The organism is Nonomuraea terrae (assembly GCF_004348995.1).
Classification (GTDB): Bacteria; Actinomycetota; Actinomycetes; order Streptosporangiales; family Streptosporangiaceae; genus Nonomuraea; species Nonomuraea terrae.
This window is the reverse complement of record NZ_SMKQ01000265.1, coordinates 1-11,205: the sequence shown is the minus strand read 5'-3', so window position 1 is coordinate 11,205 and position 11,205 is coordinate 1. Positions and strand designations below refer to the sequence as shown.

Sequence of the window (11,205 nt, the reverse complement as noted above, 5' to 3'; positions counted from 1 at the left end):
GTCCTCGCGGGCGACGGTGACGGGTGTGCCGGGAGCCGCGGGTTCGCGTCCCGGTTCCAGCCGGTACGACTCCGCTGCGGGCCCAGCCCCTGCGGCGTGCGCCGACCACTTGACCGAGCCGTCGGGCCAGGTCGCGGTCACCCAGCTCTGCACCGGCACGTCCCGGCCCGATGCGTCGGTCAGCGCGAACGGCGTGCCCGGCCGCACCTGGCCGCGCGGCCACGGCACCCCCCAGGTCACCCCCTGCTCTCCCGGCCGGTCCAGCCAGCGGAGTTCGGTCATGCGGTCACTCCTTCACGCTTCCGATCAGCACGCCCTTGGAGAAGTGCTTCTGCAGGAACGGGTAGAAACACAGGATCGGCAGGGTCGCGATCACGACGACGGCGAACTTGAGCCCCTCGGCGGGGAAGAAGGCCACCGAGTCCAGAGAGCCGATGGCGTTGGCCGCGTCCGGGCTGGTGAGCTGGCGCACCAGCACCTGCAGGGTCCACTTCTGGTTGTCGTTGATGTACAGCAGCGGCGACATGTAGTCGTTCCAGATGGCCACCGCGTAGAACAGCGAGAACGTCGCGATGATCGGCTTCGACAGCGGCAGGACGATCTTGAAGAAGACGCCGATCTCGTTGCAGCCGTCGATGCGCGCCGCCTCCTCCAGCGCCTGCGGCAGCTCCTGGAAGAACGACTTCACGATGATGAGGTAGAACGGGTTGATCGCCAGCGGCAGGATCAGCGCCCAGTAGCTGTCCAGCAGCCCGAGGTCGCGCACCACCAGGTACGTCGGCACGATGCCGCCGCCGAACACCAGCGTGAAGATCACCAGGTTCAGCATCAGCGTCCGGCCCGGCAGGTACCGCTTGGCCAGCGGGTAGGCCATGGTGAACGTCAGCGTCACCTGCAGCACCGTGCCGACGGCCGTCACCACGATCGTGGTGAGCATCGCCCGCAGCAGCGTGTCGTTGGCGAAGACGAACGCGTACGTGCTGGTGACGAAGTTCTCCGGCCACAGGAAGAACGGCCGCGCGGAGATCTCGCCCTCGGTGGCGAACGACCCGGCCAGCACGTAGAACAGCGGCAGCACGGTGATCAGCGCCAGGCCGCCGAGCAGGATGACGTTCAGGGTGTCGAACACCCTGCTCCCCAGGGAGCTGTAGTGCCTGACCGGGGAGGCCTTCGCGGTGGTTTCAGCAGTCTGAGTGGACACAGGCCCGGCGCTCCCTTAGAACAGTCCGCGCTGGCCGAGGCGCTTGGCCAGCCAGTTGCAGCCGAAGATCAGGATGACGCCGGCCACGCCCTTGAACAGGCCGACGGCGGTGGCGTAGCTGTAGCCGCCCTGCTGGACGCCCACGTAGTAGACGAAGGTGTCGAACACGTCCGCGACCGAGCGGTTCAGCGAGTTGGTCAGCAGCCAGATCTGCTCGAAGCTCTGGTCGAGCAGGTTCCCCGAGGTCAGGATGGCCATCACCACGATCGTGGGCCGGATGGCGGGCAGCGTGACGTGCCAGAACTGCCGCCGGCGTCCGGCGCCGTCCATGCGGGCGGCCTCGTACAGGTTGGGGTCCACGCCGGCGAGTGCGGCGAGGTAGATGATCGTGCCCCAGCCGGACGTCTTCCACAGCAGCTGCAGGATCACCAGCGGCCGGAACCACTCCGGCTGCGCCAGGTAGTCGACCTTCGCCCCGCCTCCGGTCAGGCTGTGGATCCAGCCGGCCACCAGCCCGAAGTCCACCGAGAACAGCAGGTACGTCAGGGAGAAGACGATCGTCCAGGACAGGAAGTGCGGGATGTAGATCAGCGACTGCACGAACCGCTTGTAGACGCCGATCCGCAGCTCGTTCAGCAGCAGCGCGACGATGATCGGCGCGGGGAAGACGAACACCGCCGTCAGCAGCGCGAGGAACAGCGTGTTGAACAGCAGGCGGCCGAAGTCGGGGCCGGTGAAGAGGTTCTCGAAGTGCTTGAAGCCGACCCAGGGGCTGCCGGAGTAGCCCAGGAACGGCACGAAATCCTGGAAGGCGATGGTCAGGCCGTACATCGGCAGGTACTTGAACAGCGCGAAGTACACCAGACCGGGGATGAGCATCAGATACAGCCAGCGGTAGCGCAGCAGCGCCGTGCGGACCGGCAGCCGGTCCGGCCTCTTGTCCTTGGAAGCCGCCTTCGTGGCGGGCGGCGCCAGGTCGGTGGCCACAGCGGCCTCCTTTCGCGGAAAGGGGCCCGGGTCGCTCCGGGCCCCTCGGTCGAGCCGGCTCAGCCGCCTGTCTTGACCATCCCGGCCTGCAGCTCGGCCAGGGTCTGGGTGCCGCCGGAGTCGTACCAGCGCTTGACCTCGGCCCTGAACTGCTCCTCGGTGAGGTCGCCCGCGAGGTACTTGATGCGCGCGTCAGTCGGGATCGGGTTGAGCGTCGCGCCCCGCTGGACCGCGGTCTCCGAGATCACCGGCAGCGACGGATCGTGCACCGCGGTCTGCAGGTCGAGGTTCATCAGCTCGTCGCGCTGCTTGAGCCAGTCCTTCTCCGCCTGGCTGGGCCGCATCCACTCGTACGCCTCACCGGCCACGCCGACGCTGGAGGTCATGCCGAGCTGGATGAAGGCGAACTCCACGTCGTTGTTGATCACCTTCATCGCCGGGTCCTGGTCGTTGACCTTGACGGCGTAACCGTCCTCGACCTTGAAGTTGCGGCCCTCGATCCCGTTGTTGAGCAGGATCGAGCCCTCCTTGGAGGCCAGCTTGTCGAGCGTCTTCAGCACGTCGTCGAGCTGCTGCTCGGTCCTGACGCGCTGCTTGGAGACGGCGACGATGCCGTTGTAGCCGGTGAACGGGTAGGAGAACTTCTTTCCGTCCGGCCGCGACAGGTTGCCCGCCATCGCGACCTTCTCGTCGTAGGTCTCGGGGTCGAGCTCCTTGAAGTCGTCGAACAGCTCGCCCGCACGGACGTTGACGTCGATGATGATGCCGCCCTTGCCCTGGACGAACGGGTCGTTCCACTTGCCGGTGTCCAGGGTCGCCCAGTCGGGGTTGACCAGGCCCTCGTCGATGAACCTCTTGATGTACTTCTGGGCCTCCCAGAACTCGGGCACGTCGAACTCGGGGACGAGCTTCCCGTCGCGCATGCCGTAGTTGTTGGGAGTGCCGAACCAGACGTCGATGACGTTGTAGGGGTTGGAGGCGGAGAAGTTGGTGCTGGGCCACTTCGGCAGGATCAGGCCGTAGGTGTCCTTCTTCCCGTTGCCGTCCGGGTCGCGCTCGGTGAACGCCTTGGCGATCTCGTAGAGGTCGTCGGTGGTCTGGGGCGGCTCCAGGTCGAGCTTGTCCAGCCAGTCCTTGCGCAGGACGATGGCCGAGCGCAGCAGCGCGCGCACCCGGTAGATGCCGTAGTTGCGGCCGTCGGTCTTGGAGTTGATCCAGGCCTGCTCGGACTTGGGCTTCAGATTCGGGTACTTGTCGAGCTTGTCGGTCAGATCCCAGAACGCCCCCGCCTTGGCCGCCTGGACGAACGACGGGCTCTTGTTGTCCTGGATGACCATGACGTCGGGGATCGAGTCGGAGGCCAGCACGACGTTGGTCTTCTCGTTGTACTCCGCGTTCGGCGTCCAGGTGATGGCGAGCTTCTTGCCGGCCAGCTTCTCGACGGCCTGGTGCATCTCGCCCTTGGGATCGGGGGCGGTGCCGAACAGCGGAACCATCATGGTCAGCGTGTTGCCGTCCGCCTCGGTTCCGCCGCCGCCCGCGCAGGCGGACACGGCTAATGCGGTCGTTAGCGTTAACACACCGGCGAGGATCCGGCGGGGAGATGCGCTCATGGGTTCCCTTTCGCTTGCAGCCGCGCCTCGTTCTCCTCGAAGAAGCGCAGGCAGAGCCACGTGTTCAGACAGATCCACGCGCCGACGCTGACGATCGGGGCGAGGACGGGCACCGTCGCGGTCACGAAGGCCATGGCCGACAGGGCGAACAGCAACAGCGCGGTGGAGGCCGGCCTGGTCAGGGCCACGAGCGACGCCTTCGGGAAGTAGCTCCACAGCGGCAGCTCGTAGTGCGCGTACAGCGGCCCGAGGTAGACGCCGGCCGCCGCCAGGACGGTCAGCGCGGCGTACGTCGCGGCCCGCAGCGGACCGGCGTCGACGGCGGACAGGTTCCCCGCCAGCACGACGGCCGGCAGTGCCACGGGAAGGACCAGCAACGAGGCGCGGACGAACTCCCTCCGGTAGGCGGTCCAGTAGTCGCCCCAATGAATCGATTCACCCCGCGCGTGCCGCCGGGCCAGGACGTACGCGGCCACGGTGGCCGGGCCGAAGCCCAGCACCACCCCGCCGAGCAGGGTGAAGACGATCCACATCAGGTTGAGCCTGGCCGCCCAGAAGACCTCGGAGCAGACCGCGTGCACCTTCATCGACATGGCTGGATGGCTCATCCCGCAGCACCTTCTGACGGCGTGTGCGCGGACACGCGGTGGGGGCGTCACCCCGGGGTTCCCCGCTCGTCACGAACGGATGAACCGCGGCCGGTGTTGCGAAAGTAGTGTTGAATCGACTCAAAGTCAATGACGCTAAAACCGCATATTTCTGTACTCTTCGGCTCGTTGGGACGGCGCTCCCAACGGTGCTCCCAACGGTGCTCCCAATGGTGCTCCCAATGGTGCTCCCAATGGTGCTTCTGAAGGTGCTTCTGACGGCGCTTCCGGCGCCGGTCGTCGAACGGGCGCGGTCAGAGGGTGCGGTGCGGGGCGCTGGACTCCCGGACCACCAGGTCGGGCTGGAAGATGACCTGGCGGTGGCGGTGCTGCCCGGGGTCGGCCACCTCGTCGAGCAGCAGGTCGACGGCGGCGCGCCCGAGAAGCTCGCGAGGCTGGCGGACCGACGACAGCGGCACGGCCGCCGCCGCCGCGAAGTCGATGTCGTCGTAGCCGACGATGGCGAGGTCGTCCGGCACGCGCAGCCCGTGGGCGGCCATGGCCTGCAGGAACCCCAGCGCCATCATGTCGTTGGCGCAGAAGGCGGCCGTCGGGCGCTCACCGGCGGGCAGGCCCGCCACGCGCTCCCCGATGGCCCGCCCCCCGGCCACGGTGAGCGCGGGCGCGGTGCAGGTGAGCAGTTCGGCCGCCCCAGCGGCGACGGCCTCGGCCACGCCCGCGTGCCGGTCGGCCACCTGCCTGACGGACGGCGGTCCGCCGGCGAACACGACGCGCCGATGCCCGCGTTCGAGCAGATGATCGCCGGCGAGCCGCCCGCCCAGCCGGTCGTCGACGGCCACCGAGCAGCGCGGCCCGGTCGCCGGGCTGTCGACCAGCACCACGGGCGTGCCCCTGCCGGCCATCTCGGCCAGCCACGGGTTGTCCTGCTCGACCGGGGTGATGAGGACGCCCAGCACCCGATGCTGTTCGAGCTGGTCGAGGTGGCGGCGCTCGCGCCCGGGGTCGCCGGCGCTGTTGCAGAGCACCACCATCGTGTCGTGCTCGTCGGCCACCGCCTCGGCGCCCTGGGCGACGTCCACGAAGAACGGGTTGGAGACGTCGAGCACGACGAGCCCGACCGTGCGGCTGCGGCCGACGCGCAGGTGGCGGGCCACCTCGTTACGGACGAAACCGAGCTCTCGGATGGCGTCGAAGACGCGTTCGCGGGTGGCGGGCGAGACGATCTCGGGGCGGTTGAGCACGTTGCTGACCGTGCCCACGGAGACGCGCGCCAGCTGCGCGACCTCCTTGATGCTCCTGGTCGCCATCGATCCTCACGGGGCCGTGCTGCCGGAAGAAGGGGGGAACGCGCTGCTAGGGGCAGGCCTTCCGATGCGGCCCACCGGGAACGCGGCTCATCATAGCCGCATTCAAGATTGTTTTGAATCGTCTCAACCGATCGGATCCGCTGACGGCGCCTTCATGCCGTCGAGCATCAGCCGCAAATACCGTCCCGGGTCGGCGGCCACGGGCTCCGGCAACCCGTTCGGATGGCAGGTGAAGACGGCCAGAAGGTGGATGAGCTCCTCGACGCCGGCGTCGGTTCGCATGTCGCCCTCCGCCTGGGCGCGGCGGACGAGCCTGTCGAGCCGTTCCACCCACTCCCTGCGCGCCTCGGCGAACTCGGCGCCGCCCGTGGTCGCCTCCTGCGGCAGCACGGCGAGCGCGGAGGCCAGCGCGACGCGGCCGGGCGCGGCGGCCCAGGCCACGAACCGCCCGATCGCGCTCCAGGCGTCGGCGCTCTGCCGGGCGGTGACGTCGACCACCTCGGCCATCGCCCGCACATAGTGGTCGCCGATGGCCGTGATCAGCGCCTCACGGTCGGGGAAGCGGCGGTAGAGCGTGCCGACGCCGACCCCGGCACGCCTGGCGATCAGCTCCATGGGGACGTGGACGCCGCGTTCGGCGACGATCTCGGCCGCCGCTTCGACGATCTTGTCCCGGTTGCGCCTGGCGTCCGCGCGCACGTACGACTCCCAAGTGGACGGTTTGCTTCCGGTTAGTGTAGCGTCCGCGCAAGCGGAAGCTTTTCGTCCACTTATGGAGGTGTTCTCGTGATCGTGGTGACCGGCGCGACCGGCGTCATCGGCCGCGCGCTCGTCGGCCTGCTGCGCGGGGGCCGGCGGCCGCCGCCGGAGGTCCTCGCCGTCGCCCGGCGTCCCGCCGGCGACCTGGACTGCCCGTACGCCCTGGCCGACTTCGAGCGGCCCGAGACGATCGGCGCGCTGCTGTCGCCGGGCGACCGGCTGTTCCTCAACAGCTCACTGTGGCCCGGCTTCGCCGACGCCCACCGCGCCGTCATCGACCTGGCCGCCCGCGCGGGCGCCGCCCAGATCGTCTCCGTGTCCGTACGCGGCGCCGCGCCGGGCGGGAGGCTCGGCACGGGCATGCACGGCCTGGTCGACGCCCATCTCAGGAAGTCGGGCGTGCCGTGGACGATCCTCCAGCCGGGCGGCTTCCTGCAGAACCTGCCGCACGACTTCCGCGACGGCGTCATGTACGGCTCGTACGGCCCCGGCCCGGTCTCCTACGTCGACGCCCGCGACCTCGCCGAGGTGGCCGCGTCGCTGCTCACCCGCCCGGTGGGCCCGGACGCCGAGCACGTCCTCACCGGCCCTGAGTCGCTCTCCCACGACCGCGTCGCCGAGGAGATCACCAGGGCGCTGGGCCGCCCCTTCCGCTACGTGGACCTGCCCGTCCGCGAGATGACCGCCCACCTGGAACGCCAGGGCATGCCCCGCCCGCTCGCCACCGACCTGGCCGCCCTCATGGCCGAGACGGGCGACGGCCGCTGGTCCACGACCACGACCGCGGTCCAGGACCTGACCGGCCGCCCACCACGCTCCCTGAGCGCCTTCCTCGCCGACCACCGGGAGGCGTTCGCCTGACGGCTCACTCCGGATCGACGACCCGCACCCGTACGGCCCGGAACTGGGCGGGCGTGTCGCGCAGCACCGCGTGCCTCGGGTCGGGCACCACGAGGAAGGGCTCCTTCTCCAGCGCCAGCAGCGGCGCGAGCCGCCGGTCCGGCCGCAGGGCGTCCACCGCGCGGCGGTCCCCGCCGAGCACCACCCCGTCGAGGTCCCCCAGGTACGGCGTCAGGACCCGCACCGCCGTCTCCACCGCGTCGTCGAACACCCGGTCGGCCTGATTGCGCCGACGCCTGGCGAACCGCTGCTGCGACCAGCCGCCGGCCGCCGTACGACCCTGGACCAGTCGCGAGCCCACCTTCGAAGCCACCAGTGCCGGCCCGTGGAACACCCCCGCCGCGTAGCCGCCGAGACGTACGAGAAAGACCCCGATCCGCCGGTCGGCGTTCGCGTGGGCGACGAGCCGGGTGACGTGCGGCGGCCCGGGCGGCGTCATCGGCGGGAACGGCACGTGCAACTCCGCCACCGCCCCGTCCTCGGCCACCAGCCGCACCACCCGCTCGTCCCCGGTGGCGGAGAAGGGCCCGTGACGGTCGGCGAACCCGTCAATCCACGGATGCACCCGCTCCGGCGGCACCGAGACCCACCGCCCACCACCCTTCGCCGGCCGCCCGCTCATGCCCCGAGGCTAACCGATCATCACCTCCACCCTGGTGGTTGCGGTCAGCGCGCGGACGGGCCAGTGGTTTTGGGGAACCTCAACCGAAATATCGGTTAATTCTGTTTCGCGGGGCTTCTGATGCGACTGTGGCAGGAGCACGATTCGGTACGTGTCCTCCCTGCTCGCCAGTCCCCTGGTGGATCTCGACACCGGGGCCGTCATCGCGCACCCCGCCTTCGTGGAGGCCGGCGGCGTCCTGCGGGCGGCGCCGCTCCCCATGGTGCTGGAGTTGCCGATCCGGGTGGTGCTGGCGGGCGCGGGCGCGCTGACCCCGCTCCACGAGGCGCTGAGACGAGCGGGCCGCCACCCCCGGGAGGCCATCCTGCTCATCACTGGACCGTGCCAGGAACACGAACGCCCCCTGCTCAGGGTGGCCCTGGACGGCCTGCGCGCGATCGGCTACCTGTACGGCTTCACCGACGTCGGCAGCATGGGCCCGACCCTGGACACCGTCACCGACACCACCCCGTACCTGGTGGCCCTGCACCCCGAGCTGGTGGCGCGCATCCCGGGCGACCACCGGGCGGCGGCGGTGGCGCGCGCGGTGACCACGCTGGCCCGCGGCATCGGCGCGCACGTCATGGCCCCCGGTGTGAAGCACGAAGCCCAGGCGGCGACGATCCGCGGCCTCGGCGTACGCCTCGCGCACGGCCCCCTGCTGGCCCCGGGCCCCGACGGCCGGGTGCGCGTCCCGCTGCCGATCGCCGACGAGTCCGCTGCCTCGGCGATGCTCGGGCCGCGCGTGCAGGAGCTGCTGCTCCCGGCCGTGACCCTGCCCGCGGAGGCCATGGCGGAGGAGGCGGTGGCGGCGTTCGGGGAGGAGCCGACGATCACCAGCGTGATCCTGGTGGACGAGTTCCAGCGGCCCAAGGGCAGCCTCGACCGCGGCCGCTTCCTGCTGTCGTTCGCCACCCGCTACGGCCACGCCCTGCACGGCTCGAAGCCGGCGCAGCGCCTGGCCGACCCGCCCCGCACGGTCCCGCGCACGACCCCGGCGATCGCCGCCATGCAGGCGGCGGGCCGGGACACGGCCCGCGTCTACGACGACCTGGTGGTCACCGACGAGCTGAACCGCTGCCTCGGCATCGTCCGCGTCTCCGACCTGATCAGGCAGGTCACCTCGCTGAGAAGCTGAACGGACCGGCGCTGCGCGCTGGGCGGCCGGGCGCGGGCGGGATAGGAAGGGACCATGGATCGGCCGCTGAACAGACGCACCCTGCTGGGCGCGGGCATGCTCGCCGGGGTGCCCGCGTGCGCCGCGAGCCCCTCCCCCGCGAACCCGTCGCCCAGGAACCCGTCGCCCGGAAACAACGCGTCCCGGGCCTTCGACCCCACCCACTGGGCTTCCGTACGCGCCCAGTTCGCGCTCGACCCCGCGTACGGGCAGTTCGCGGCGTTCGTGCTGGCGCCGGCGCCGGCGCCGGTGCGCGAGGCGATCAGGACGCATCGCGACGCCCTGGACGCCGACCCCGAGTACATCCCGCCCGGCGGGGACCCCGACCAGACGGTACGCCAGGCCGCGGCCCGCTATCTGGGCGGCGGGCCCGGTGACATCGCCCTGACCGACAGCACCACGATGGGCCTGGCCCTGCTCTACTCCGGCATCGCGCTGCGCCCCGGCCAGGACGTGCTGACCACCGAGCACGACTTCCTGGCCACCCACGAGGGCCTGCGGCTGCTCGCCGCCCGCACGGGCGCGAAGGTCCGCAGGGTCAGGCTGTACGACGACCCGGCCGCCGCCTCGGTGGACCGGATGGTCTCGGCGATCAAGGAGGGGCTGGGCCCGCGTACCAGGGTGGTGGCGGTGACCTGGGTGCATTCGAGCACGGGCGTGCGCGTGCCCGTGCGGGCCATCGCCGACATGCTGGCCGAGGCCAACAAGGACCGGGCCGAGCACGACCGGGCGCTGTTGTGCGTCGACGGCGTGCACGGGTTCGGCGCGCTGGCCGACGACGTGACCGACCTGGGCTGCGACTTCCTGGCCAGCGGCACGCACAAGTGGCTGTTCGGCCCGCGCGGCACCGGGATCGTGTGGGGCCGCGCCTGGGACACGATCGCGCCGATCGTGCCGAGCTTCAGCGGGGCCGCGTTCGCCGCCTGGCACGGCGGCGCCTCGCCGGGGCCGGGCACGGCCGAGCTGATCACCCCCGGCGGCTACAAGGCGTTCGAGCACCGGTGGGCGATGCCGGAGGCGTTCGCGTTCATGACGGCGATCGGCAAGGCCCGCGTGGAGCGGCGCACGCAGGAGCTGGCCACCCGTCTCAAGGCGGGCCTGGCCGAGCTGCCGCACGTCACGCCGGCCACCCCGCGGGCTCCCGAGCTGTCGGCGGGGCTGGTGTGCTGCTCGATCGCGGGCATGGAGCCGTTCCAGGCCGTGCAGCGGCTGCGCGCGCTGAAGGTGGCGGCGAGCACGACGCCGTACAACCCGCCGCTGCTCCGCATCGGGACGAGCATCGTGACCGGCCCGGAGCAGGTGGATCACGCGATCAGGGTCGTGGAGGGGCTGAGATGAACTGGGCGGAGCCGTACGGGCCGCCGGTCGAGACCCGCGTGCGCGTGCTGACCTGGAACGTGTGGGGCGAGTACGGCCCGTACGCCGAGCGCGCCCGGCGGATCGGGAAGGTGGTCCACGAGCACGCGCCCGACGTGGTGCTGCTGCAGGAGTGGGCCGGTCAGGCGCTCGGCTACGAGCACGCCGCCGCCGCCTCGGGAACGCTGCCCTGCGCGGTGCTGTCGCGCTGGCCGGTCACCCGGCAGGAGGAGCGTCAGCTGCCGGGCGGCCGGATGCCGGGCACCGCGCTGTTCTGCGAGCTGGCCGGACCACGCGGCCCCTTACAGGTGTTCAGCGTGATCATCGGCTCGTTCCGGCTGGACGAGTCGGAGGTGCGCCAGGCGCAGGTGCGGGCGCTGACCGCGTTCGTGGCCGAGACGGCCTCCCGCAGGCACCCGGCGCTGGTGTGCGGCGACTTCAACGCGCCCCCGGACAGTGACGAGATCCGCATGCTGACCGGCCGCAGTGCGCCGCCCACGCCGGGGCTGGTGTTCTACGACGCCTGGGAGGTGGCCGGAGACGGCGGCCCCGGACACACGTGGAGCAACGCCAACCCGTGGGCCCGTCCGGGCCTGTACCCGGACCGCCGCTTCGACTACGTGCTGAGCGCCTGGC

The 11,205-nt window shown here is 70.9% G+C and carries 12 protein-coding genes; 4 read left to right on the top strand and 8 right to left on the bottom strand.

What is annotated here, in order from left to right:
• From E1286_RS42650 to E1286_RS42620, 7 genes are all read right to left on the bottom strand, one after another.
• On the bottom strand, positions 1-282 hold a 282-nt coding region (locus tag E1286_RS42650; protein WP_484213928.1), incomplete at its 3' end, for an RIFT barrel domain-containing protein.
• A 4-nt stretch (positions 283-286) separates the two neighbouring features.
• Positions 287-1,201, bottom strand: a complete 915-nt coding sequence (locus E1286_RS42645) for a carbohydrate ABC transporter permease (RefSeq protein WP_132622362.1) — start codon at positions 1,199-1,201, stop codon at positions 287-289.
• A 15-nt stretch (positions 1,202-1,216) separates the two neighbouring features.
• Positions 1,217-2,188, bottom strand: coding sequence for an ABC transporter permease (locus E1286_RS42640; protein WP_246075646.1), 972 nt, complete (start codon positions 2,186-2,188; stop codon positions 1,217-1,219).
• 59 nt (positions 2,189-2,247) lie between these two features.
• Positions 2,248-3,741 (bottom strand): extracellular solute-binding protein, encoded by a 1,494-nt coding sequence (locus E1286_RS42635; RefSeq protein WP_246075645.1) that lies wholly within the window; start codon positions 3,739-3,741, stop codon positions 2,248-2,250.
• 56 nt (positions 3,742-3,797) lie between these two features.
• Positions 3,798-4,409, bottom strand: coding sequence for a YesL family protein (locus E1286_RS42630; RefSeq protein WP_246075644.1), 612 nt, complete (start codon positions 4,407-4,409; stop codon positions 3,798-3,800).
• A 293-nt stretch (positions 4,410-4,702) separates the two neighbouring features.
• Positions 4,703-5,716 carry a LacI family DNA-binding transcriptional regulator gene (locus E1286_RS42625; RefSeq protein ID WP_132622358.1) on the bottom strand — a complete coding sequence of 338 codons (1,014 nt, stop codon included), beginning with the start codon at positions 5,714-5,716 and terminating at the stop codon, positions 4,703-4,705.
• Positions 5,717-5,839: 123 nt separating this feature from the next.
• A complete protein-coding gene (locus tag E1286_RS42620; RefSeq protein WP_132622356.1) occupies positions 5,840-6,415 on the bottom strand; it encodes a TetR/AcrR family transcriptional regulator in 576 nt (191 codons plus the stop codon).
• Between the two features lie 87 nt (positions 6,416-6,502).
• Between E1286_RS42620 and E1286_RS42615 the strand changes: the two genes are divergently transcribed.
• Positions 6,503-7,336, top strand: a complete 834-nt coding sequence (locus E1286_RS42615; RefSeq protein WP_132622354.1) for an NAD(P)H-binding protein — start codon at positions 6,503-6,505, stop codon at positions 7,334-7,336.
• A gap of 4 nt (positions 7,337-7,340) precedes the next feature.
• On the opposite strand, the gene E1286_RS42610 is transcribed toward E1286_RS42615, so the two are convergent.
• Positions 7,341-7,997 carry an acVLRF1 family peptidyl-tRNA hydrolase gene (locus E1286_RS42610; RefSeq protein ID WP_132622352.1) on the bottom strand — a complete coding sequence of 219 codons (657 nt, stop codon included), beginning with the start codon at positions 7,995-7,997 and terminating at the stop codon, positions 7,341-7,343.
• A 151-nt stretch (positions 7,998-8,148) separates the two neighbouring features.
• On the opposite strand from E1286_RS42610, the gene E1286_RS42605 reads away from it, so the two are divergent.
• From E1286_RS42605 to E1286_RS42595, 3 genes are all read left to right on the top strand, one after another.
• Entirely contained in the window at positions 8,149-9,174 is a 1,026-nt protein-coding gene (locus E1286_RS42605) for an EAL domain-containing protein (protein ID WP_246075643.1), read from the top strand.
• Positions 9,175-9,228: 54 nt separating this feature from the next.
• On the top strand, positions 9,229-10,551 hold the full coding sequence (locus tag E1286_RS42600) for an aminotransferase class V-fold PLP-dependent enzyme (RefSeq protein ID WP_132622350.1): 1,323 nt from the start codon (positions 9,229-9,231) through the stop codon (positions 10,549-10,551).
• The coding region (locus E1286_RS42595) for an endonuclease/exonuclease/phosphatase family protein (RefSeq protein ID WP_132622348.1) at positions 10,548-11,205 on the top strand (658 nt) is incomplete at its 3' end. The genes E1286_RS42600 and E1286_RS42595, both read left to right, overlap by 4 nt.

Excerpts from the sequence above, each read along its gene's own strand:
- E1286_RS42630 (WP_246075644.1), bottom strand. The coding sequence starts at position 4,409 with ATGAGCCATCCAGCCATGTCGATGAAGGTGCACGCGGTCTGCTCCGAG.
- E1286_RS42625 (WP_132622358.1), bottom strand. The coding sequence starts at position 5,716 with ATGGCGACCAGGAGCATCAAGGAGGTCGCGCAGCTGGCGCGCGTCTCC.
- E1286_RS42610 (WP_132622352.1), bottom strand. The coding sequence starts at position 7,997 with ATGAGCGGGCGGCCGGCGAAGGGTGGTGGGCGGTGGGTCTCGGTGCCG.
- E1286_RS42600 (WP_132622350.1), top strand. The coding sequence starts at position 9,229 with ATGGATCGGCCGCTGAACAGACGCACCCTGCTGGGCGCGGGCATGCTC.